21 protein-coding genes and 1 pseudogene are annotated in these 24,524 nt (G+C 28.2%); 2 read left to right on the forward strand and 20 right to left on the reverse strand.

Annotated features, from left to right (window positions below; all coding sequences use genetic code 11):
- Positions 1 to 14 precede the first annotated feature (14 nt).
- From OW730_RS21725 to OW730_RS21785, 13 genes are all read right to left on the reverse strand, one after another.
- Entirely contained in the window at positions 15 to 1,121 is a 1,107-nt protein-coding gene (locus OW730_RS21725) for a DUF4097 family beta strand repeat-containing protein (RefSeq protein WP_271226145.1), read from the reverse strand.
- A 14-nt stretch (positions 1,122 to 1,135) separates the two neighbouring features.
- Positions 1,136 to 2,248 carry a site-2 protease family protein gene (locus OW730_RS21730; RefSeq protein WP_271226146.1) on the reverse strand — a complete coding sequence of 371 codons (1,113 nt, stop codon included), beginning with the start codon at positions 2,246 to 2,248 and terminating at the stop codon, positions 1,136 to 1,138.
- Positions 2,249 to 2,306: 58 nt separating this feature from the next.
- Positions 2,307 to 3,143: a GNAT family N-acetyltransferase gene (locus OW730_RS21735; protein WP_271226147.1), complete on the reverse strand. Its 837-nt coding sequence runs from the start codon at positions 3,141 to 3,143 to the stop codon at positions 2,307 to 2,309.
- A 189-nt stretch (positions 3,144 to 3,332) separates the two neighbouring features.
- Positions 3,333 to 3,806, reverse strand: a complete 474-nt coding sequence (locus OW730_RS21740) for a hypothetical protein (RefSeq protein WP_271226148.1) — start codon at positions 3,804 to 3,806, stop codon at positions 3,333 to 3,335.
- Positions 3,807 to 3,889: 83 nt separating this feature from the next.
- On the reverse strand, positions 3,890 to 4,696 hold the full coding sequence (locus OW730_RS21745; RefSeq protein ID WP_333781235.1) for a sensor histidine kinase: 807 nt from the start codon (positions 4,694 to 4,696) through the stop codon (positions 3,890 to 3,892).
- 116 nt (positions 4,697 to 4,812) lie between these two features.
- Entirely contained in the window at positions 4,813 to 5,610 is a 798-nt protein-coding gene (locus OW730_RS21750; protein ID WP_271226150.1) for an ABC transporter permease, read from the reverse strand.
- On the reverse strand, positions 5,603 to 6,526 hold the full coding sequence (locus tag OW730_RS21755) for an ABC transporter ATP-binding protein (protein ID WP_271226151.1): 924 nt from the start codon (positions 6,524 to 6,526) through the stop codon (positions 5,603 to 5,605). Before OW730_RS21755 ends, OW730_RS21750 begins: the two co-directional genes overlap by 8 nt.
- A 94-nt stretch (positions 6,527 to 6,620) precedes the next feature.
- Positions 6,621 to 7,301 carry a response regulator transcription factor gene (locus OW730_RS21760; protein WP_271226152.1) on the reverse strand — a complete coding sequence of 227 codons (681 nt, stop codon included), beginning with the start codon at positions 7,299 to 7,301 and terminating at the stop codon, positions 6,621 to 6,623.
- A gap of 147 nt (positions 7,302 to 7,448) precedes the next feature.
- Entirely contained in the window at positions 7,449 to 8,498 is a 1,050-nt protein-coding gene (locus OW730_RS21765; RefSeq protein WP_271226153.1) for a MerR family transcriptional regulator, read from the reverse strand.
- 259 nt (positions 8,499 to 8,757) lie between these two features.
- Positions 8,758 to 10,449, reverse strand: coding sequence for an ABC transporter ATP-binding protein (locus OW730_RS21770; protein WP_271226154.1), 1,692 nt, complete (start codon positions 10,447 to 10,449; stop codon positions 8,758 to 8,760).
- A gap of 8 nt (positions 10,450 to 10,457) precedes the next feature.
- A complete protein-coding gene (locus OW730_RS21775; RefSeq protein ID WP_271226155.1) occupies positions 10,458 to 11,723 on the reverse strand; it encodes a radical SAM protein in 1,266 nt (421 codons plus the stop codon).
- Positions 11,724 to 11,806: 83 nt separating this feature from the next.
- Positions 11,807 to 11,932: a hypothetical protein gene (locus OW730_RS21780; protein ID WP_271226156.1), complete on the reverse strand. Its 126-nt coding sequence runs from the start codon at positions 11,930 to 11,932 to the stop codon at positions 11,807 to 11,809.
- Positions 11,933 to 12,560: 628 nt separating this feature from the next.
- A complete protein-coding gene (locus OW730_RS21785; protein ID WP_271226157.1) occupies positions 12,561 to 12,689 on the reverse strand; it encodes a hypothetical protein in 129 nt (42 codons plus the stop codon).
- A gap of 485 nt (positions 12,690 to 13,174) precedes the next feature.
- Between OW730_RS21785 and OW730_RS21790 the strand changes: the two genes are divergently transcribed.
- Positions 13,175 to 13,903, forward strand: coding sequence for an SAM-dependent methyltransferase (locus OW730_RS21790; RefSeq protein WP_271226158.1), 729 nt, complete (start codon positions 13,175 to 13,177; stop codon positions 13,901 to 13,903).
- A 48-nt stretch (positions 13,904 to 13,951) separates the two neighbouring features.
- Here OW730_RS21790 and OW730_RS21795 read toward each other — a convergent pair whose 3' ends face one another.
- From OW730_RS21795 to OW730_RS21815, 5 genes and pseudogenes are all read right to left on the reverse strand, one after another.
- Entirely contained in the window at positions 13,952 to 14,575 is a 624-nt protein-coding gene (locus OW730_RS21795) for a hypothetical protein (protein ID WP_271226159.1), read from the reverse strand.
- A 208-nt stretch (positions 14,576 to 14,783) separates the two neighbouring features.
- Positions 14,784 to 14,876: pseudogene (locus OW730_RS21800) on the reverse strand (SEC-C metal-binding domain-containing protein); the annotation flags it as partial.
- Positions 14,877 to 15,327: 451 nt separating this feature from the next.
- Complete coding sequence (locus OW730_RS21805; RefSeq protein WP_271226160.1) at positions 15,328 to 16,005, reverse strand: hypothetical protein; 678 nt, start codon at positions 16,003 to 16,005, stop codon at positions 15,328 to 15,330.
- 146 nt (positions 16,006 to 16,151) lie between these two features.
- A complete protein-coding gene (locus tag OW730_RS21810) occupies positions 16,152 to 16,589 on the reverse strand; it encodes a GNAT family N-acetyltransferase (protein WP_271226161.1) in 438 nt (145 codons plus the stop codon).
- Positions 16,590 to 16,593: 4 nt separating this feature from the next.
- The gene (locus OW730_RS21815; RefSeq protein ID WP_271226162.1) at positions 16,594 to 17,307 is read right to left on the reverse strand and encodes a hypothetical protein; all 714 of its coding nucleotides are present in this window, start codon (positions 17,305 to 17,307) and stop codon (positions 16,594 to 16,596) included.
- Between the two features lie 126 nt (positions 17,308 to 17,433).
- Between OW730_RS21815 and OW730_RS21820 the strand changes: the two genes are divergently transcribed.
- Entirely contained in the window at positions 17,434 to 18,336 is a 903-nt protein-coding gene (locus OW730_RS21820) for a hypothetical protein (protein ID WP_271226163.1), read from the forward strand.
- A 21-nt stretch (positions 18,337 to 18,357) separates the two neighbouring features.
- Here OW730_RS21820 and OW730_RS21825 read toward each other — a convergent pair whose 3' ends face one another.
- Positions 18,358 to 21,141: a hypothetical protein gene (locus OW730_RS21825; protein ID WP_271226164.1), complete on the reverse strand. Its 2,784-nt coding sequence runs from the start codon at positions 21,139 to 21,141 to the stop codon at positions 18,358 to 18,360.
- Entirely contained in the window at positions 21,134 to 24,505 is a 3,372-nt protein-coding gene (locus OW730_RS21830; RefSeq protein WP_271226165.1) for a hypothetical protein, read from the reverse strand. Before OW730_RS21830 ends, OW730_RS21825 begins: the two co-directional genes overlap by 8 nt.
- Positions 24,506 to 24,524 lie beyond the last annotated feature (19 nt).

Consider the following 24,524-nt stretch of genomic DNA (forward strand, 5'->3'; position numbering starts at 1 on the left):
CTCACTCCTTTAACTTATCTTTTATTAATTCTTAAATCCCCTGAACTAGTCCTGACTTTAATTAAATTATCAGATTCTCCAACTGCTCCCTTGATTTCAGATTCATCTACTTCACCATTAATCTTTATAGGAAAATCTATATCATGCTCACCACTGCCCCCTTTAAACTCAACCTTGAATTGAGCATTTTTGGGCAAATCTAATATTACATCTCCTGATGCTGAATCTATCTCTACCTTATTTTTAAACTCTATCCATTTAACCTGAGTATTACCTGATGATCTTTCTACAATTAAATCTCCTTTGAATTCCTTTATTTTCAAATCCCCAGAAGTTGCCTTACTTTTAGTTGTCTGAGACAATAGTTTATCAAAAGTCACCTTACCTGAACTTGCATTAATCTCTACTTCCTCTGAAACAACCTCATTCAAATAGTAATCTCCTGAAGTTGATTTACCTTTAAGTACATCAGCTATTATGCTGTTAATCTCAACCTTTCCTGATGATGATTTAATAACAATTTCCTCTGATTTTATATTTTCAATGATGCTGTCTCCTGATGTTGATATTCTATTGAAATTTGCTGCTTCTATATTCCCTAAAGTCACTTTTCCTGAACTAGTTTTAATTGATATATCCTTAGCTGTCATATCATTAATCTTATAATCTCCTGATGTTGATTCACCTTTAAAATTGCTTAATTCAATTTCTTCGATATTAATATCTCCTGAGGAAGTTCTAATAGCTAGATCGTTGTTATACTTTTCTGGTATATAAACATCTAAATCAATACTGCTTGAACCACTGGATACAACTTTAGGATAATCTATACTTATATTAACCTCTTCTTTTTCTACTTTTATCTTAAGTTCAGGAACTATTTTTTCTGATGAAGCTGTCCCATATAAATTAGCCTTTATCTCATCCTCTTTTGTTATAATAATCTTAATATCAGTTGATGAACTGTTTATACTGATTTTATTAATATCTTTACTAAATTCAGCACTTTCAGTCTGCTTTACTTCAATGTTCTGGTTGAATCCCACATTAAAGTCACAGCCAATCAAAGCACTTGTGCACATAAAAATCATAAAACAAACTACTAAAAATTTTTTATTCATAAACTTCTCCTCTCTTAAGCTTCACTACGGATCTCTATAGCTAACTGTTTTAACAATTCTTCATTTAATAATGCTCGTCCTTTTTCTATTTGGGTATGTATGCATTGTAAACCTTCTTCTATACATTTCTTACCCTTCTCCATATTATTTTCAATAAAAATACTGTATGCTGCTATAGTTCTTCTTCCTAATGGGGTCATATCATTTACTAACTCTTTTTTCGCTAACTTATAGTATTGTTCACATTTTTCTTTATTTAATAAAATAGAAGAATAATAGTAAACTAATTCATTATATATTTCCTGTGCCGCATAACTAGGTATTAGTTTTAAATTTTTCTCTATATGATCAACTATTTCTTTAAGTTTTTCATAATCCTTTTTATCCAAAGCTTCGTGATACAACATAATATTTATATGTGGTCCAAATTCTTTTGCATTATACTCAATATCGTTTAAGTCTATATCTATATCCTTTGGTCTGATTCCTTTTATTATTTTTCCGTCATAACTCATAATTTTCATAAAGATTTTTCCATAGGGTTTATTCCTTAGTAAAGAGTATATTACTCTTCCATCTGTACTTATGTTTTCCATCTTTATGGGCAATGCATTGCTAATGATAAATACAAGATTAATAAATATGGCGCCATTGACTATATCCATAAAAATCGAATTCTTTTGTATTAAAAAGATCTTTAATAATAATAAAATGCCTAAAGATATGCTGTTAAATATTACTCCACCTGCTATAAACCATACAAGTTCTTTTTTAGTAGGTTCTTTTTCCGGTATCATTTCACAAAACCCACCACAGCCTTTGTGAATTTTAACTTGAAACTTTATTTTATTATTTTCATTTTTCCAATATAAACAACCTAATGCGTATCTCAAAAGCTTAAATTTTGCTTTCTTTCCAAAAACAAAATGTCCAAATTCATGAATGTTTATTTCTATAAATCCCCATACAAGCATTGTTACAACTAATACTCCAAAGTTGATGTTACTCAACCAACCTAGCGAACTCCCTTTGCTGCTAATAATAATTCCTATTATTCCTCCTACTATGAAAGGGCTGAATTTTAATAGTTTGTTTTCTTTCTTTTGTGTGTTTTTATTAATATCCACTATTGTTTCTCCTTTATTATGGTGACAGTCCCCACCCGAAATATGTCAAATTTAATATCTACTTTATACTCTTACATACAAATTCATGTGTCCTCTCTTTAATAAATCCTAATTTATCATATAAATATTTTGCCTTATTCCCTTCAACTACCCAAAGAGGTACTTTTGTGCACCCTCTGCTTAATACTTTATTAACTCCATAGCCTACTAAAGCTTTTCCATATCCTTTTCCTCGATGCTTCTCGTCTACTGCCAATGCATCTATCTCATCACCGTCAAGTCTAAGAACAGCGACAATTATACTATTATCTCGTAATACAAATATATTATCAGCATTCTCTTTATAGTCTTGTCTTTCTTCTTCACTTGGAAGGCTAGGAGTTGATTCCATTCCTACTGATAATCTCATTTTATGAAATGATTCACTAAGCACCTTTTGACATTCATCATAATACTCATCTTCATACTTTACAATATCATGATTCTCTATAGTCATTTCTCCACCTGTATAAGTCATATAATTAGACTTAAACCACTGCTTGTACCCATTTTTATATATAAATAATTGTTCCACATCATTTTCTTTAAAATCACATACAGCTTCTTCAACTCCAGCATTTCTCATCTTCTCTTCTAATGCTTTTAAGATTATTGTTCCAATTCCTTCTCTTCTTTTTGATGGTTTTACGTATAAGGTCATACTTGTCTTTTTATTTACCCCAGTAAATACTCCTACCCCAAGCACCTTCTCTCCATCTTCTATAAGGATTCCACACTCTGGCCATCTATCTAAACACCCAATTATATCATCTCTTACAAAACTATTATCTGAAATCAGATCATTTATTGCCCCTTTGTATTCCTTTTTATATTCTTTAATAGATATGTTCTTCATTAGCTCCACTCCTTTTCACCTTTCTCTTATGGAAAATCCAATTTACTCCATTCACATATATTGATTATATCACTAATTCAGTATTTTTTAACCATATTATCAATTAATAACTATTCAAATTCTACTTTCTAACCTCCCTACAATCCGTAAAAAAGACCTATCCTTTGATAAGTCTTTTACATTCATGTTTTATTTTAATCTTTTAATTGGTTTATACTCAGAATCTAGCCATAAAGCTACTTTATAATAATCTTCATCTCCATATCTATCTTCAGATAGTTCATCCAATCCACTATAATATACTCTTACTCTATATGTACCTTTAGGAACTTCAATTCTTTTGGCATCAGGAAAATATTCACCACCGCCTGCAACAACAAGTTTTCCTGAGTTAATATTTATACTGCATTCATTAACTTTATCCCATTCCTTCAAGTTATCATCTGGCTCATTGTCTGTAATATCTATTCCTACTACAACATCATAATCGCTAGCTGTTCCAACACCTATAGTTCCATCTGTTATAGCCAATAATCTATTAACAGCCTCTTCGTCCCAAGAATCAGCTAAATCACCTTCTGCTTCTTCATCTTGCAAATAGAATTCATAATAATCTGCTGGTAAGAATACTTCATACTTAGTCAAGCTTTTCATCCCTTTCATGTTCTTAATTATTCGTCTCTATTAAGTATCTCCTTAATCTTTAACATGATTCCTTTTAGGGGACTGTCACCACCCGAAACATGTCACTTCTTGAGTTTATTACCACTCTGCAGCTCAACCCATATTTCAATCATATTATCTTTCAATGTTGCTCCTACTCTTCCATCCATTTGCTCTGCCAGCATCTTAACTATAGATAGTCCAAGTCCAGTAGTTTGATTCCTTGACTTATCTGATGTATAAAAACGTTCAAAGAGTCGATTCACATCAACTTCAGCTGGATTTTTCACAGGATTTCTAAATGAAATTACCGGATTTTCTTTGTTCTTTATACCTACTTCAATGGTTCCAACTGAATGTACAGCACAGTTTCGTATCAGATTTTGAACAATTCTAACTGTCATTTCTTTGTCAGCCAATGCAAACACAGGTTGTGTTTCTTCAAGCTGTACTGTAAGTTCCTTTTCTTCAAAAACAGCAATAGCATTTGCAAGACACTCTGTCACAAGGTTTGTCACATTGATTTGCTCTAGATTGGGCTCTGATCTTGCATTGAGTAAATATGAGTATTCAAAGAACTGCCCAATGAGTTTTTCCAGTTCAAGGGCATGTTTCTGTGCCACATCAAGTTTTTTTCTTTGATCATCTGAAAGCTCACCTTTTTCCATAAGCTGCTGATACCCTTTGATTGCAGTAAGAGGAGTTCGTAAATCATGTGAAATATTTGCAATCAACTCCTTAAAGCGTTTTTCCTCACGAATGCCCTTAAGACGGAGGGTTTCCTCCGCCTTAAGACATTTATTTATATTGATAGCTAAAGTATTTAGTTCCTTATTTATCAGTTCTAAACTGATAGGCTGACGTGTATGCTCAGTTAGCCTTTTAGTCAACTGCCGATTGATATTACGCAATTGCAGCTGAAGAAAGACGATATACACAACCAGCATAATAATTAAAATGACCAAAATAATAACCTTAATTGTCAACACTATCACCAACCTTTAAATTACTTAATTTCCGCTCTTCTAAATGTTCTGTATGCAATAAAGAACATTATAATTATAAATATCAAACTAACAGCAATTGCCTTGAAGATGTATCCAATTCCCGTATCCAATGTAATAAAAACGTATTTTCCTCCAAATGGCGTGCAGTCAAAAATACTCTTAAACAACTTGGAACTCTCTCTAAATCCAGTTAACTGCCCTGAAAGCATTGAAACCCCATAATTAAGTCCTACTAAAAAACCTGGCTTTTTTATCACAAAGGCAAGTGGTACACAAATACTCAGTTGTGCCATGTATACAATAATCAAGGTGAATATAACTGCCAGCAGCTTCCCTATCTCTGATGCTGATAATACTGTGCCTGCATTGGTGGTCAATAAGTTCAAGAAGCCTAATGCTGAGTTACCCATACTGAATTCTGAACCTGAGCTAAGCCCAATCCCTATTACGATAATATAAGGAAGAAGCAAGCATCCTATTGCACATAAAAATACAATTCCTTTACTGACTATAACTGTACTCCTACTGCTGCCAGTTGCTACAGCATCATGTATTGTTTTATTACTAAAATCACCGCAGATTAAAACACCTGCCATTACAGCACCTAAAATAGCAATCATACTTATGTCCGAGAACATAAATCCTAATTCAGCGAAATCAGGATGAATCTTACCTTGTGGTATCATATATGCCATCACAGCCATTATTACTGCACTTACTGTTGATATTGCACATAGAACCTTAATTGCCTTTGATTTTCTCATTTTAAATAAATCAGCACGAATCAAATTAATCATTTTTTTCCCCTCCTACAACAGAAATAAAGTATTCTTCAAGAGTGTCCCCCTCATTTGAAAACTCTGTAGGGATAATTCCATTTTCATAGAGTACTCTTGATACTTGTTCTTTATCATCCAAATAATCATATAACTTAACAGATTTATCTGGCATAACTTTGTAGTTATTAGTATTAAGTTTCATATATAAAATTCCAACTAATTTTTCTGTTTCTTCACATTTTATTAGAAGATGACGTTTGCACCTTTCTTCAAGTTGTGAAAGGGTTAATGTCTGTTTAATTTCACCTTTGTCAATAATGATATAATCAGTTGCTGTTTGATACAACTCTGGTAAATTATGACTAGAAATCAAAATTGTCATTTGCTTTTCTTCACATAATTTTTTTATTAGCTTACGAATCTCAGTTACACCTAATGGATCAAGTCCATTTATAGGTTCATCTAGAATAAGAAATTCAGGATTACCAAGAAGCGCAATAGCAATTCCTAACCGCTGCTTCATACCTAGTGAAAAGTTTTTTGCTTTCTTTTTACCAGTATCAGCAAGACCAACGAGCTCTAATAATTCCTCCTCAATCTCTTTATTTGGGATACCTCTCATAATTCTGTGAAGCTTGAGATTTTCCCTTGCAGTCATATTAGGGGTAAGTCCAGGATATTCAATCATACATCCAAGTCTTTTCCTTTCAATCTGTAAAGCTTTTTCACCTTTATGACCGAAAAGCTCAATACTTCCGTTTGTTGGGTAACTAAGACCTGATACAATCCTCATTAAGGTACTTTTACCTGCACCATTTCTTCCTATTAATCCGTATATTTTACCTGCTTCCAAAGTTACCGACACATCATGCAGTGCATTGACATTATTATAACTTTTAGTCAGGTTATTTATTTTCAAAACATTTTTATTCATTTCCTTCACCACTCCTTTCTATAACTCAAGTTTAACTCCCAAAGGTTTAGAAAAGGTTAAGAGCTAGAAAAAAAAGTGTGAAGAAAGAGATAAGTTAATCTTTGTATAGCCGATATCCTAAGCCCCATACCGTTTCAATATATTGTTCATTTGGATTTGCTTTTTTCAGTTTGTTTCTAAGGTTGCTGATGTGTGTTTTGATTGTATTATCATCACCTAGATATTCTTCTTCCCAGATAGTTTCATATAAATTTGCTTTTGTAAAAACCTTTCCTCTATGTTTGATCAGCATTTCTAATATCATGTATTCTTTTGCGGTCACTTCTATTTCAATATCATTTATAGAAACCCTCTTTGTGTTGTGATCAAGGTTCATATCTTTATATCTAAAAACTTTATTTTCCTGTATTTGCTTGTGTGAACGTCGTAAATTGACCTCTACTCTAGCCACCACTTCACCTAAATCAAATGGCTTTGTAATATAGTCGTCTGCCCCTAACTTCAGAAGGTCTATTTTAGTTCCAACCATATCTTTAGCTGAAATGATAATTACTGGAGTATCTGAAAACCTACGCATTTCTTTCAGTATTTCATCCCCACTTTTATATGGAAGCATAATATCAAGCAAAATCAAGTCATACACTTGGTTTTTAATTTCATTGATACCCTCTATACCCGTATAGGCCGATTTCACCTTATAACCTGCATCAGTGAGAGCTTCCTCTAACATCAAGGAAACATCCTTGTTATCTTCAACTATCAAAATATTATTCATATTTAACCTCCTGTATATAATCCCGTCACATTACATTTTAACAAATTTGTGCAATATATCCTATTATATCATGCACTTCTTTTATACTAATAAAAAAATACTGCAACTAAGATATTCTTCTTAATTTCAGTATAAATATAATAAACCTTATTTTTGAATCTCTACTATCCATGTAAAATTCACCGTATGTTCCATATGAATCTTACAGTTTATTGAACTAATGTATTTTTGGAATTCTTCTAAATCAGTATAATATTTATTATCAATCACATTCCACAAGTCTAGTTTATCTTTTCTGTATAGATCATTCTTACATTTTTCTCTTTCTGTATTATTCAAAAACATAAAATCCGCAATAATAATTTTCCCATCATCATTTAAGTATTCTAACATGTTTTTGATTGCTTCTTTCTTCTCCTTATTATTCAGACTATGAAAAGCATAAGTGGATACTACAATATCAACATCATTTTTTATAAATGGCTTGTCTAGAAAATTTCCTAATTTAAATTTCATTTTGTTATATTTCTTTCTTGCTTGTAAAAGCATTTCTAAACTTTGGTCCACTCCGATTACATCCATTTTTTCACTTAATTCACCGCATAGATTACCTGTTCCACATCCTATATCAACCACTTTTACAGACTTATGTTCAATTATTCTTTTTCTTACTTCATCTAAAATTTCATCATATTTATCAAATAAGCCTAATTCGTCATTTGATCTATCTCTAACCATTTTATCGAATCTTATTGCCTTATTATCAAATCCCCACATATCTAACCACCTCCGTCTGTTAGTCTTATTTTCTTTTAAACTTATATCAATTTTTTCTACAAGAGTATCATAATTTTGTTTTGTATTTGATTCTAAGATATTATCTATACTTGTTTTTAATGTGTTTTTTACAACATCTAATTCATACATCTTTCTTTCCACTGCTTTCAATTGAAGATATAAACTTCTTGTAAACTGATTATTTCCATAGTTATTATTATCAATCAAATTTTTAATATCCTTAAGTGAAAACCCTAATTCTTTTAATAAAATTACTGTTCTTAACATAAACAAGTCATTTTCATCATAGTCTCTATAATTGTTCGCTTCTCTTTTAGGTACAACAATGCCATACTCCTCATAAACTCTTAAAGATTTTGAAGTTATTTTTAGTTTTCTGCATACCTCATTAGTTTTCATAAAATCCCCTCCAAAAAAATTATAAACCCTACCCTTTGGGCAGAGTCAATATAAAATTGCCATTTCTATTACTTATTTTTTAAAATAAAAGCCCCGCCAAATGGTGATACTATAACGGGGTGATGAAACGATGATATATAAATTAATTTCTTTAGCTTTAATAAGCAGCTTATATTTACATAATATCAAAGGGAACCTTATTTTTAAACAGGTTCCCTTTGAATTTTGGGGGTTATTGCCACCGAATATGGCTCTATGCCTAAGATAATTCCTCTAAAGTATATAAATTGTAAAAATATCCTTTATTATTTATAAGCTCTTTGAAAGTTCCCATTTCTTCAATCACCCCATCTTTTAGCACAATTATATTATTGTATTCCTTTAAAAGATGTTCTGATAATTTATGTGTTACCACTAGTAGTGTGATGTCTTTCATCTCTAGAAGAGATTTTTCTATGGTGAAAGACGTTTCATTGTCCAAAGAGGCAGTAGCTTCATCCAGTGCAAGAATCGGAGTATTTCTTATAAGTGCCCTTGCAAGTGCTACTCTCTGTTTCTCGCCACCTGATATACTAGAGCCATTCTCACCAATATGAGAATTTTCTTTACGTTCAAGTGAATTTATAAAATCACTTAGTCCTGAATTTTGAAATGTTCTATTTAATGTATCTGTGTCATAGTTTTCAAATAAGGCAATGTTTTCTTTAATTGTAGTATCAAACATAAAAACATCCTGTTGAATTACTGATATTAAATTATATATACTGCTGGATTCTATTTCTTTATTATTTAACCGATCTATTAAAATCTCACCTGTATATTCATCATAATATCTTAATAGAAGCTTTAAAATTGTTGATTTCCCACTGCCGCTTTTTCCTACAATTGCGTATTTTTCACCTTTATTTATACTGAATGTAATATCTTTTAAAGTCTCCTTTCCATCAACATAGGAGAAAGAAACATCTTTAAACTCTATGGATTGCTCAAATGATTCTTTATGTGTTCCTCTTTCTTCTGGTATTTTTTCATCTATTATATTCATAACCTTTTTACTTATTAGCTTTACAGATTTAAAGCTTCCAATAATACCTGAAATATTCCTTACAGGTGCACTTATAAATTCCATAAGCTGAATTGCAGCAACAAAAGTTCCAACTGTTATTTGCTCTTTTATAATTAGGTAGGCTCCTATTCCATATGCTGAAAACTGCGCTGCATATGAGAATGCATCTACAATAACACTCATCCCTGCATTAAACTTTGAAAATTTATACCTTGAACTTTCTAATTCATTATTGAATTCATTATATTTAGCATATATTTTATTCTGAATATTAAAGCTCTTTATTACTTCAAATCCTGATAAGAAATCTTTTGCTATTTTAATAAATTGACTAAGATTATCTGAATACCTTTTTTTCATGACTGATAGCTTTTTTGCAAATATATAAGGTACTGCAACAGGAATAAGACTTAATGTAAGTATTGCTATTGCTATAAAGACATTCAATTTTACAAGTCCTGCACAGGCTATTATAAAAGAACATGCAGCTTGCAATATAAATAAAAAGTTAAAAAAATAGTTTCTTTGTAAAATTTCAATATCATTATTTATAATAGAAATATAATTTGCCGTATTCTTACTGCTAAAATCCTTTTTACTTCTTGAAATAATTTTTTTAAAAACATCATTTCTAAGAGTGATTACATTGAATTTAATATATTTAGCTAAAAATATCTTTCTTATATATGTTGTAATTAATATTATAAATATATATATTACTGTAAATGTGAGTACTTTCGTGAATCTTGTCATATCCTTTTCTGTACTTACATCTATTAATGCTTTTAATACAAACGCTAAAGCAGTATATAAAAACGAACTTAAAATTACAAAAAACACATTTATAAAAAATAACTTTTTCGATTTTAAAAGATATCTTTTCATAACTTCCCCTATTTTTTATTTTTAGTTATACAGTAATCTTCATAATATTTTTTTATTTGTGGACACATTTCTTTTACTGTACAATTATCTTTTCGAAGCTCCTCCTCCCATTTTAATAATCCTTGAGGCATTGAGTCAAAATTATAATCTTTAGCAATATGTTCTACAGGTTCTTTATATAGATTACCAATAACACATACATTATCATCAAGAAATTCACATGGTTTTACTATTCCTCTTTCACTTATAGCCCATGTGAAAAGTCCAGCACCACATCCTATAGCTTTATACTTTGGATCTAATTCTTTATCTTTTTCTTCATCTTCCCAGGTTTGAATACCTATTTTCCCCTTATATTTCTCAGCAAATCTTTTAAGTTCCAATTTAATAATATCCTTCTCCTCTTCTGGAAGAACCCAAGACTCTCTTAAGCTTACCCCTCTTCCACATGGAACAAAACTTCCAAATCTAATTGCCCCAGCACCATTTTTATATGAAAATTCAATAATATCTTCCATCTGATTAATATTTTCCTTAGTAAGTATAGTTGCTATTGTTACTGGTAGTCCTGCTTTTGAAAGTACATTAATAGCATTTACTGTTTCTTTAAATGAACCAGGTATTGTTGTTACATTATCATGTTTTGATTCTATATGAGAATATAGTGAAAGCTGAATATTTTTAATTCCTTTAAGTTTTTCTACATTAGAAGAATTAATTAAAGTTCCTGTTGTTGTTATTGTGGTATCAAAATTATCTATGGAGAATCTTAAAATATCAAAGAACTTTTCGTGGAGCATAGGCTCTCCCCCAGTAAGCTGTATCCCCAGTGATTTACCTTTAAGATATTTTAATGTATTCATAAGTGTCTCATATTTTATTGAGTTATTATTTTTCATTGAACAGCTTTTAAAACAATGAATACATTGTAAATTACACTTGTTTGTTAAACTAATTGTAAGCATAAGTGGGATTTTGCAGTCTTTTTCTCCTGTTTTTTTCAATGGTTCCTGATTTTCCTCTTCACTAATAAATATTGCATCGGGTTTACTTTCTATAAACTGAATAATAATATCTTGGATTTGCTGTATATCATCTGATTCAATTTCCTTTGATATCTCCTTAGCAATATCTTCAATTGTATTTTTACCAGTAAACTTTTGTATCATATAAACCTCTATATCATTCAATATATAATTTCCTATTTCTGTGAATAACACTCCATAATCATCAAAAAAATGAAGTGAGCTACTTTTTAATACATATGGATACATTCAATCCCCCTCCTTGTACCTAACCCTTATAAAATTATCCAGCAGAATAGTAATTATTATCTGCTGGATAGTACTAGTTATTTTTACTCGAATGGAGCGTAATTTAATCTCTCATCTGGACAAAAATAATTAAAAATCCTTTCTGGTAAACATATTCTTCCTTTTATACTACTAGAAGGTTTATAACTTAAAAATTTATCTTTAATCATAAAATCCTCTCTCCTTATTTATTAATTATAATTGTTATTCATCTTTAAGGAAGAATTGGCAAATATGGCTCATCGCAGAAATGAGCATTAATTCTTTCTGGCATACAGATATAAGATCTTACATTTGATGGTTTATATTCGAAAAATTTTTTATTATTCATAAAAGCATCTCCTCATTTTAATTATTATTTGATTAAGAATTCCATACATATAATGATGGACAATTTTGAAGATAAACTCTCTCAGGCAGACATATTTTTGCTCTTACATTTGATGGTTTATAATTAAAAAATTTTTTATTACTCATAAAAACAACTCCTCTATTTTATAATTTCTACTTAATATTATGGCTCAGTAATTAGACAAACATCATCATAATGTCTTCGTTACAAATATACACATGGAGTCTTTCTGGAAGACATATTTTAGTTCTTATATTACTTGATGGTTTATAATCAAAAAATTTATTTTTATACATATCTACACTCCTATATTATTTAAAATTTAAATGGAACTCTATTGCTTAGACAAACTTCTATTCTTAATGGACCATCATCACAAAAATCTGTCACTTTATTTAAAGATGGTTTATAATTAAAAAACTTATTACTATTGATAGAAATCCCTCCTAATCTATAAAATCTGGAGCATAAGCTATTACATCCGGTTGTGTACATACATGAATTACGTTCATATTACACCACCTAGTCGGTTCCTTAGCAGTAGATTTGTAATTAAAAAAATTTGATTCTCTCAATATTTCACCTTCTTTATAATTGTTAGTGTTTTACATATAATAATTATATTACCATATTTTGTAAATGTAAAATACTGTTTTTCTTCAATTTGGTCTATATTAGTTGATTTAATCGAAATACAATTATTTACATGCTAATATCAAATAATTTTATTTGTAGCTAAAATTTAATTTCTTCACTTGAAAATTTAACCTGAAATTTATTCAGGTTATTTTACATATAAAAAATTTCTTTGTTTAAGAACATGTTTTGATTACTTATTCTTCTCGTTAAAATTAAGTAAAAAACACTTATAATTGTTTATTACCTAGAATCTAATAATGATGTTATTTATAATTAAATTATCAAAAAGAGAAGGGATGATGTTGGATGAAAAGTTTAAAAGTATTTGAGGTAGTATCAGAATAATTCAACAGGTTTTACAAACTATTATTATGTAGTCTGTTTTTCCTGTAAATAAATAATATAATAAAAGGGGACAAGAATGGATTATAATAATATTATTAAAAATTGTGAAGAAAGTAGTTATTTAATCAGTATGACACCAGTAGAAAAAATAGTTGAAGCAGGTTATTATATGGGATTAAATAATCAAAGTAAGGTTCTAGATTTATGCTGTGGATATGGAGAAATGCTTAAAATTTGGTGTGAAGCCTTTAGTATCTCAGGTAAAGGGGTAGATATTTGTACGGAATTCATTAACAAGGGTAATGAAAGAATAAGTCAAAATGGACTTAATAATAAAATATCCTTGGTTGTTGAAAATGTAAAAGAATATCATGATAATGAAAAGTATGATGTAGCCTGTCTCAGTGGTGAAGATTTGTTTGGTGGTTTAAAAGGTACTATCAGGTTTCTTGAGTCATTCATAAAAGAAGATGGTAAAATATTAATTGGTACACCATATTTTCATAATAAAGAAACCCCAAAGGAGTTGATTAAGTTTCAAGGTGAACTTAATACACTAGAAGAGATTTATGATATTTCAAAAGAGTGTGGTTATTTAATTACCCACATTGCAGGTTGCACACAGAATGAATGGGAAAGATACGTAACTTGGAGTGCACGTCGTGATTTGAAATGGTTAAAAAATAATCCAAATCATATTGATTACCAGAAGAAACAAGAATGGATTGACTATTGGTATAAAATGTACTTTAATTATAGAAAAGATTATGAAGGTTGGGCTTTATTTGTTCTTGAAAAAATTTAATTTTATATAATTAAAAGGAGATAGAAAGACTATCTCCTTTTTTTACATCTAAATTACATCACTCATTTTTTCTTCCAAAAATGCCTTATACTCATTCTTATCACTATCTTCTATAATAAAAGGAATCTCAAATATTTCATCCTTCCTATAAATCTTTTTATGTGCAGTTATAGTTAATTTATTTTCATTGAAACTATATCTTAATACCTGTTCCCACTTAACTATTTCTCCCCAGTAATGAATTCCACCTTCACCAAGACCTTCTTTTTCAATATTCCTGTATAAAAATAGTAAAGGTAACATCGCAACAAAATATATTGCTACAATTGTATGTAAATTAAACGTATTAAATTTCTCTGAAAAAATTGATACTTGTATAAAAAATATAATAACCAATATTACTAATCCAATATTTTGTTTCTTCTTGTCTTTTCTTTTTAACTTGTATTTCAGTTTCCCGTATCTACTTCTTTTAAGTCTCACCTTAATAAAGTCATTAAGCACTACAAAAGATATAATTATAACAACTATAATTTGAAACCAATCTAGTATTCCTACTCCCATAAACTTCGTCTCGATTAATCCTGTATTAATAAATAATATCCCTAATATAATTGTCACAATAAAAACAGCCAGTACCAATAATAAAGTTATAATTTTGCTTCTACTCATTTTACCCTCCCCCTATAATATCAAACGAATAATATTTCCAATTCGAAATATTATTCAAAATATAACATAATTTATCCTATACTGTTAAATTATATTATTAATATTACATATACTCAAGAATAATTTTTATATGTTTACCTATTTGTATTTAAAATAAAAAGACCTATCCTCAGATAAGTCTTCTCTTTAACATTCATTTTACTATATATCAATATTTTGCACCACAACACCTCTTATACTTCCTTCCACTGCCACAAGTGCACGGATCATTTCTTCCTATGCTATCTTCTTTTACAACAGTATTTCTCATATCTTCAATCCAAGGTGTTTCAGGTAATTTTTCCAAATTTTTCATATACAACTCTTCATCAAATTTCTTTTTCAAATTATCAACTTTCCACATTTCATTTAACAATGCTGAAGCTAGTAATTTCTTCGTCTCTAATTTTGAATATCCCATATCCATTAACCTATAATAATGTTCTCTAACATATTCACATTTAGGACTTCTTAATTGTTGTCCAACAGCTCGCATCATATGTTTATTTATATTCTTATTCACCTTCATCTGACCTTTCTTAATTTAATACCTATTATGATATTTTTTACTATAAAGTCAGTTTTATTCGCGATTATGTATCAATGCCCTCTATAGTCTTCTTAATCCTATTTCCCTCACAATATTATTCAAATAAAAGAACTCTACACGCCCCTGGCACATAAAGTTCTATTTTCACACAATCCATTAGTTATCAAATTTGATTATTTCTCTTTGCTTTCTTTTTAGAAGGAGGCTCTATGTCAAAGAATGCTTCTAAAAATCCATCTCCTGCTTCAAAAATAAAACATATTACTAAAATAAAAATAACTACAAAAGCTAAAAAATACGTAATACTTAATATAAACCATAAATCTGATTTATCTTTCTTGAGCAAAAATACACCTGAAAAATAAGATATATGTGTTAATGATAAAAATATTATTTGAATAGATAATATTTTGTTAGTATTCCATAGAATAAATGCCCCAATTACAGCTCCTATAGCTATAAGAACGTTTATTAACATTATCCATTTATAAGATCTCAAGTTTCTCATTATCAACTTATTTGCAAATATCAAATCAACTATAATCAATATTGGAATTACGATGTTTATAAACCTTAAACTTAATTCGCAATAACTATACAAAGCTCCAACAGATAATCCAATTGCTATAGAATTAAGTATTGGATTCACTATCCTGTACTTATCAACCTTTTTCCCAATTAAATATGCAGGTATGCTTAAGATTCCAATTACAACTGCTACTACTAAACTGCTTTTATAATCCTTAAATGCAATACTGCCAAAAATACTTATATATATTACAAACACTGATAATATATATATATTAAAAAGTTTTTTCACCTTTTCATATAATATTTCCATTCTAATACATCTCCACTCCATTTTAAACTTTAGATATATAATAAATCAGCATGGATATCAAATCAATATATAAGAATTAAAAACACTATCTTTCTAATTAAAGTGTCATAATTATAATTTAAAATATCTTTATCAAGCCCAAGATATTACCATCTCAACACCATATCCATTTCATCATCTCCAAAGTCCTCCATGTGTTCAAAGCCCAATTTGAGATACAAGTCCCTAGCGCAATTGTTACCTTTTTTGTAGGTTGTAACAATTTCCTTACATCTCTCATCTTTTTTCATCCATTCAATAGCAAGCTTAGTAGCCTGTTTTCCATACCCTTTTGACTGATATTTCTCATCAATCATCAGTTGCCAAATAAAATAACTATTGTACCCCTCATTATAACGCAGCATAATGAATCCTACTATTATATCATCATTGTAAATTGCAAAAGGCGATATTACATCATAATGTATATATGCCTTTGCCAAGGAAAGGGTAGGTGATGAAACAAAATCTTTCTGTTCCTCAGCAACCTTTAGATTTATACATTCATCGAAATTTTCTTGTGTTATTTTTTCTAATCTTATCATTATTTTATCCCCCTATCTTCTCCTTTAGAAACTCAGCAACATCCTTACTTATAAAATCTTTTACAGTAAACTGAATTTCAAGCTTATCCTTTCTTCTAAAAAACTTATTACTTACAGCTATATTTAATGTATTTCCATTAAAACTAACTTCTGATACCTTGTCCCACTTATAAAAATCTCCTGAATAATACACTCCCCCTTCCGAAATCCCCACTTTTTCAAAATTATAATATCCATTCAATATTGGAACTGGAGTAAAAGAATACATTAACAGAATTGTCTGTGAGTCAAATTCTTTAAATCCACTTGTAATCATATATACCTGTGTTATATAAATAATCAATATTAAAATAAATGCTATACTATGTGTTATTCTATCTTTTCTTTTTAATATGTATTTCAGCTTTCCACATTCTTTCTTTTTTCTCCTTATCCCATTAAATACACATAATAATATTACAAAGATGCTTATTCCACATATAGCTATAAACCACTCATGCATCTGCAATCCCATAAATTCACAAAAAAGAATTCCTTTGGCAGCTAAATATATGGTTCCTACAAAGGCTGATATTACAAGAATTAATAATGCTATTATTGTGATAACTGATACACATATATTCCTAATAATCTTACTACTCCCCATTTTTCCCCCTATATTATTACTTAATAATACATTATTTACATTTATTATATCACCATTAATGTAATTTTTCACCTTGTAATATATTGATTTTTCTCAACTCTTACACTTTTTTTCATAATCAAAATTAAAAAATATTCTTGATTTTATAAAGTTGATTTTATATACTTAATTGGAATAAATATATTTAGGAGGAACAAAATGAAATTTTTAGACAAGCTTCAGGAAAGTCTTTATGACATCTTTGGTTTTATAATACCTGGATTAATTATAAATATTGCTATATATATAACTATATTTGTAAACAATAATGCATCTCAAATTATTCAAAATCATGATAGTTTCTATTCTCCAATTGAAAGCATAATACTGCTTATCAGTAATAATAAGTTACAGTTACTTAACTTTGAATTAACTCCTTTGATTACTGGATTAATTGTTTTAAGTTCTTTTTTAACTGGTAATATAATTAACAATTTGTCAAAAGCACTAAATAAGCACTTAATTTATATTCCAATTAAATCAAAGTTAAAAGACGGAGACTTTTGCACTGAACTTTATAATTATCTTAAAGAATGTTATAAAGATGACAACATTAAAGAAGATTTTATTTTACGCCATGCTCGTTCATTAGCACGAATACATAATTATCCATCTTTAATACAAAAATATATTGCTAAATACAATTTTTATCTATCTATAACTTTTTTATCTTTTTTATTATTACTAGATAGTATATTATTTTTATTCAATAATACGGCTCCTTGTACTATCCTTTTTATTCTTTTATTAGTTTTCTCTTTTTTAGCACGAACACAAAAATGTAAATTTTTAATTCAAGAATATATAGCAAAGTTCAATTTTTTTCATCTTGCAACTTCTTTAACTATATTTGTTGGAGTAGATTACTTAATTTTTAAATCTAATAATAAAATCCCTAGTGTTGAGATTTTTGTTCTTTCTTTATCTTTTTTATCAATGATTTGTTTCTACCGTGAATTCAGACGTCATTATGAACTTTATTTTAAAGAATCTTGTTTCGTCCTATATCATCATATTAAAAATTCTGATTCAAAAGATGTACCTATAAAAGAGAACAGTTGAAAAATCAACTGTTCTCTTTTATTATTTTTCCAATTCCTTTATAATCAGTTCTATTTCTTTCTTTAAATCATATTTATTGAGCCCTCTGTCTTCAATAAAACTATATTTTAATCCATTTACTCTGATTTTATCTAGCCACTTTATTATCTCTTTATTTGGATATCTTCCATCTTTCATCAATATATCATAAATTAATGCGAACTCATCCTTTATCATGGTATTAAATATTACTGGATCATCCGTGTTTATTGTAACTATAACATCTTCCTTTTCAGGAGAACTCATATTTAAAATATGATAGTCTTCATACCTTGCAAAATCACCTATCATAAGATTAGAGGTGGGGTTTGTTTCAATTATTATTCCTCTATTACTGATTTTTTTCTTCATATACTCCTGAAGCTTTTTATATTTTACAACAACATCACTATTAATATTAATTGATATAGTTTTTTTAATATTTTTTAAGAAGTATTTACAATTTAGGGCAGCATATATACTTAAGGGCGTCCAATTAATATTCTCTTCTGAAAAATAATGATTGTCTTTTTTAACTTCTTCTTTTATTCTTGAATGTTCAATTAAAAAGCATTTATCTTCCCTTGGACATATATGATTCTCTATTGTTTTAAATTTCTTAAGATAATTTTTATACAACTCTCTTACTGTAATTCCTTCTGTAAATCCAAAAATCATCTCAGCAGCTTCCATGATTTTATTCTCTATAAAGGCTATATTTTCAGTATCCCTATATTCATAGTCTTCAACATAAAGGCCCCATTCCCATAATAGGTTCTCAAAATATTCTCCCAAGGTTAAGTAAACTATTGGATTAATACTTGCCCACTTATCTATGTCAATTCCTATAACTATAGCATGCCCAAGTCTGTCACCAGCTCTGAATTTTAGCTTCTCAATTACCTCATCAACATGTCTAAGACCACTTATAATATCTCTATACTCTTCTCCAACATGGAATGTAAATCCAATATCTTTTTTGAATCCACTTTGCAAATGATTTTTGTAAGAACTATTTACATTACTCCTTAGATTATTATATGCTTTTATAAAAACATAAGGTTCAGTATCATTTTCCTTACTTGCAGCATCTATCCCTACAATATAATTATCAAGATAAGGAATCTCACTTCTCAATTTGCTTATTACTTTGGATTCCTCATAGTATTTATTTTCAAGAGATCCATAATAATTATACCTCTCATTATTCTTTGTAGAGTATAAATAATAACACGAGTCTTTTAAATCCTGTTTTCTTTTTATAAAATGATATGTTATACCAATCAGAGGAACATTATTATGCTTAGTATTTAATAAAACCTTTTTGTATCCTTTAAAGATATTAGCAAGTGTTTTTCTGGCTCTTTCTTCATTTATATCTGGACCAATTCTTACTTCCATCTTCTTCATAATTCCACTATCAGTATGTCTTGAAAATATCTCCTGGAAAAAAGCTTCTGATCCAAATTGACCCTGCCTGCTATAAATGCTACTAAAGACATCTAATCCTTTTCCGCATGTATTCTGTTGAATAAAAAATTTATAAACTAGATTTTTAATCTTTATATATTGCCAAAATAGTTTTGAAAACCATTCATCTTTATTTTTATTTAGTTTAAGAAAACACTTAGTTAATAATATATGTTCTGGAGAAATATCGTACTCCAATCCATTTTTAATGAAGGTTTCATTTTTACCATAGTCTATTCCATAAAATTCACTAAATAGATGTGTTATGATATCCTTAAAAATCAAGGACTCTCCATTTCTTTTTAGCACCTCATAATTAAGCTCATAGATTTCCATTAGCTTATTAAAATAACTATTGAAATAAATATCGTTTCTATTATGAAATTTTTCTCCATTTATTAATTCATTACATATTTTAGAAAAATCAATTTTCCCATTGTTACATATTATATCCTCTTCATTATTACAGTTCTTTGTATCTTTTAACTTATTTTTATCAAGCTCTTTTATAAAATCTTTTATCTTCGTGATTTCTTGTTTTTCACTAGATATATATGCCGCCATTAATACTCTGATTATTTTAGCAACTTTAATATAATGTTCCAAGGATATTTTTCCTTCTGAAGTATTAGTAGTTATTTTCTTAAGCAAGCTATCCTTAGTTTTTCCTCTTTTATTATTTGTATCATTCATCAAATCTGTCCATATAGCTAAAAACCTTTTTCCTGCATTCAAGTGCATATGTAGCTCTGCAACTCCATCATCAAGAACTTTATCAAGAAGAGTATTTGTTGTTTGTATGGAATTTCTCCAAATTTTATAGCTTCCATAAGAATTAAAATCATTATCTGCCATAAATGCAGCAACTAAAATATCTGTATCTATTAAATGCTTTAAATAATACCACTGAAACTTATTATTATAATTCTCTCCAATTTCAATTTGATCATCATACTTATCAAGAGAGTCCCATCTTCTTTTATTTCCATCTACATAAAGAGAACCATTTTTCAAGTATAAGTATTTTTTAGATAAAGATATACATAGTTTCTGAAGGTAGTCTTCACAATTAAATTTACTTATTGCAAAAGAATCAAATCCATACTCATCTTGATTCCAAAACTTATCTATAAGAAGATTTATAGAATCAAACTTTGTTGTATAAAATCCTTCTCTAACTTCATCATATATATCAAAAATTGCTTGTTTTTCTTTACCTTTTGGTACATCATTTTTTATTAAAAGAGAGTATCCATTAAATGAATTCATGGGATAAAGTTGAATTTTAAGCTTTTGAAGATATAATCCATTATTCATTTTCCTTGTTCCTCACTGTAACTGTTCCAATAAGTTCAGATGACTCTCCATAAAATTTATCAATATTTTTAATTGTAATTTGATCTATTTCTCTAAAAAATCTAAATTTATCGTCTCTAGTTAACTCATACATATTACTCTTTTTGATAGTATTAAAAATTACATAATATAAATCCAAAACTCTATTCTCTTTTTCGTCCTCAGGTAAAACACTATATGCTATTGATACGATTGTAAATTGAATATATTCCTTTATCATACCTAAAATATCATTGAAAATAATATCCTTATATAACTTATCCTTGTCATCCTTTGATTTAGGTTGAGTATCCTCTTTTAAAGATAACAAATATTTGTACATTGGATATTTCTTCATATATGTACTGTCAAGCTTAGAAATCATCTCCATTATATTATCATACTTTGTATATCCTCTAGCTTTTGTACCGATTGTCTTAAATAATTCTAATTCTATATCATTAAATCTTTCTTCTATATTACGTTCTTGATTTCTTAATAAATACATTTTTTCAAAATCATCCTGGCTTATATCTGCAAATTTCTTAACAATCATTGATGTTTCTATAACAGCATTTATTTGATTTTCAACTATTTTATCTTCAACTATTATTTCTTCCTTTTTTCTTAAAGGTTTATAACTTTCTCTTTCTTTAATAATTTCTGCTATTTTATCAAAAATCTCGTACTTCCCTGTCTTTATTCCTTGCTGTGCTTGTTTTATAAAAATATTTATATTTCTATACGTATTTAAAGCTGCGTGTCTAACCTCTTTATCTGATAATCTTAGAGTCATATTATCTATTATTTCATCTAAACTTATAAAAAGTTCATTTTTATAATCTCGTAAAGTATTACTATCTTTAAAAATTTCTAAAATTATTTTTAAAGAAAATACTTCCAGAATCTTAAACAACTCAGATCTAGTGTCGTTCCAATTAATCTTTTCTTTTGATAAACTCTCATGAAGTTTAATTATTACACCATTATCTTTCATAAGGTTCATATCACTATCTACTCGCTCTTTTAATGAAGCTATTCTACTATCTAAGCTACTTTTATCAAATATATAATTAACATACGAGTTGTAAAAAACAAGTTCTTTATTTTCTTGATTAATATACATTCCGAAATCTTTATTAAATTCATTATAATTCTCATCAAAATATTTAATAAAATCTATAAAAGTAGCTTTTCTATAATCATACTTATAACTTTCTAAATTAATATACGTAATATTATTTCTAAATTCTTCTTCATAATATCCAAGTAAAGATTCTAGAATTTCCTTGTCACTTTTACCAAATATTGTCATAGGAAGCTTATCTATTAATCTTACTTCCATATACGCATAAAATAATACTTCTTTTATATACCTTTTAAATCTGTCTCTAACGTTTCTATGTACTTGTCTATCTTGTATTATCAATGGTATATATAATTCATACACTTTTTGGAACATGTAATATTGTGAGAAGAACCTGAAATTTATCATTCTTATATCAATCCCCTCTTCCTCTCTTCTGAAAATCCAAATATTTGATAAATCCATATGCCCTTCTATATTAATGTAATCTTCATTTAAATACTTATTACATAAATCATAGAACAATTGTAAAAATGCACTCTGAGAATGATTTAATTTTATTACCTTATTACTTTTATCTATATATTCAATAATAAGTAATTCTTGTGAAACATTAAATTCTTTATATTTTATATTGGGTTTAGCTTTAAATCTTATATTATTAAAATTAAACTTAAATTTCTTATCATTTTTATCAACATCAATAATATCTACAAATTTAAATTTGTCTCCATTTTCCTTTAAATCTAAATTTGTTGAAAATAAAATATCATAAAGTTGATTTAATACTTTAAAGTTATTCTCAATAATTGTTCTTCCATCATTAATTCCTTTTCCTAGCTTTGTTATATCAATAAAATTATTTGAATTAAAGTCTCTTTCTTCATTTATATCCTTAATTAATTCACCATTTTTAATTAGAACTTTATAACCTGATTTTAAGACTTCTTTAATATTACAATTTTTTAGCATCTCATATGCATTTATTAGACTTCTAGGGGTGTCCCCAAAAGCATGAACATAGAGAGAAGGTTCTTTTTTCTCCTTATTATATTTATCAATAAACTCTTCTAATTTTTCAATTTCATAATCAATCCCATTAAAATTTCTAGGAGAATCTTTGATCTTCTGATACTCCTCCATTAATACAGTAGGATTTATTAACATCTCTTCCATAAAGCTTTTAAGACTATACTCTTCATTATTTGTAGTTCCTTTAATATTAAATTTCTTCAATAGTTCAATTAGTTTAGGTATTAAATATTTATCCTTACTTTCTTTATCTTTAGATTCTTTCTCATAATATTTTTTACCATAAGGAGTAAATCTAGCTTTATCTTCCAGATTAATTTCATCAACATAATTTCTATACGCGGTTGGTAACGCCTTTTCTAAAATATAATCTGTTCTAGCTATAACATCTTCAAATATGCTTTTATCATTTATAATTGTTCCTTTATCAAAGTGACTAGGAACCTTCTCACTATTCCATAAATCCATAACCTTGGCTTCTTTAAATGTTTTATAATCTCCTAATATGAATACTACTATGGATTTATGTGATAAATAACTTAATATAAGATCAATTATCTCTGATGCATATTTAGGACTTAAATCAACATCATCAAAAGTTATAAACAGTAACGGATTAGTATCTTTATACCCATTTCTTGAATTTTCTTCTTTAATACAACAAATGAATTTATCGATAAATTTCTTAAAACAATCACTAAGTTTAACATCTGAAAACATTGTGTTTTCTATAACCTTTTTAAACTCATAACTTCCTTCTGAAATGTATGCTCCTTTCTTTTTAAATAAACTTCTAGATTGAATATAATTCTCTTTGAGTGCTTTAAATTTTTCCACTACACTCTCGTAGCTAGAATTCACTTCATCACAATAAACTTTATTCTTAACTCGCTTTCCTAATTTCTTCACCTCTTCATCTAACATAGAAATTATCCATCCTAATGCATTTTTTTCTACATTAAACTTTGTAGGATCTATTATATCTAAAATTATATTATTTCTTAATATTTTATTATTTTCTTTCTCTTCTAATTCTTTTTGAACAGTTAATGCAATAGACGTCTTACCATACCCTCTTCCTCCAATTATAGATATAAAATTATTAGGCTCAGAAATCTCTTGTTTTTCATTTCTAATAGTTTCTATCTGATTTTTTATATTATCTAAAATTTTCTTTTTATTATCAGGTAAGTTCTCCCTATATAACTTTCCAGCACCAATAGCCATTTTTCCACCTCATTATTCA

The sequence above is a fragment of the Oceanirhabdus sp. W0125-5 genome, assembly GCF_027938815.1.
Taxonomy (GTDB): Bacteria; Bacillota; Clostridia; order Clostridiales; family Clostridiaceae; genus Oceanirhabdus.

Bases quoted from the DNA above. Each gene is read 5' to 3' on its own strand.
- OW730_RS21725 (WP_271226145.1), bottom strand. From the start codon at position 1,121: ATGAATAAAAAATTTTTAGTAGTTTGTTTTATGATTTTTATGTGCACA.
- OW730_RS21765 (WP_271226153.1), bottom strand. From the start codon at position 8,498: ATGAAAACTAATGAGGTATGCAGAAAACTAAAAATAACTTCAAAATCT.
- OW730_RS21770 (WP_271226154.1), bottom strand. From the start codon at position 10,449: ATGAAAAGATATCTTTTAAAATCGAAAAAGTTATTTTTTATAAATGTG.
- OW730_RS21735 (WP_271226147.1), bottom strand. From the start codon at position 3,143: ATGAAGAACATATCTATTAAAGAATATAAAAAGGAATACAAAGGGGCA.
- OW730_RS21775 (WP_271226155.1), bottom strand. From the start codon at position 11,723: ATGTATCCATATGTATTAAAAAGTAGCTCACTTCATTTTTTTGATGAT.
- OW730_RS21825 (WP_271226164.1), bottom strand. From the start codon at position 21,141: ATGAATAATGGATTATATCTTCAAAAGCTTAAAATTCAACTTTATCCC.
- OW730_RS21805 (WP_271226160.1), bottom strand. From the start codon at position 16,005: ATGGAAATATTATATGAAAAGGTGAAAAAACTTTTTAATATATATATA.
- OW730_RS21755 (WP_271226151.1), bottom strand. From the start codon at position 6,526: ATGAATAAAAATGTTTTGAAAATAAATAACCTGACTAAAAGTTATAAT.
- OW730_RS21760 (WP_271226152.1), bottom strand. From the start codon at position 7,301: ATGAATAATATTTTGATAGTTGAAGATAACAAGGATGTTTCCTTGATG.
- OW730_RS21790 (WP_271226158.1), top strand. From the start codon at position 13,175: ATGGATTATAATAATATTATTAAAAATTGTGAAGAAAGTAGTTATTTA.
- OW730_RS21750 (WP_271226150.1), bottom strand. From the start codon at position 5,610: ATGATTAATTTGATTCGTGCTGATTTATTTAAAATGAGAAAATCAAAG.
- OW730_RS21780 (WP_271226156.1), bottom strand. From the start codon at position 11,932: ATGATTAAAGATAAATTTTTAAGTTATAAACCTTCTAGTAGTATAAAA.
- OW730_RS21810 (WP_271226161.1), bottom strand. From the start codon at position 16,589: ATGATAAGATTAGAAAAAATAACACAAGAAAATTTCGATGAATGTATA.
- OW730_RS21740 (WP_271226148.1), bottom strand. From the start codon at position 3,806: ATGAAAGGGATGAAAAGCTTGACTAAGTATGAAGTATTCTTACCAGCA.
- OW730_RS21830 (WP_271226165.1), bottom strand. From the start codon at position 24,505: ATGGCTATTGGTGCTGGAAAGTTATATAGGGAGAACTTACCTGATAAT.
- OW730_RS21795 (WP_271226159.1), bottom strand. From the start codon at position 14,575: ATGAGTAGAAGCAAAATTATAACTTTATTATTGGTACTGGCTGTTTTT.
- OW730_RS21820 (WP_271226163.1), top strand. From the start codon at position 17,434: ATGAAATTTTTAGACAAGCTTCAGGAAAGTCTTTATGACATCTTTGGT.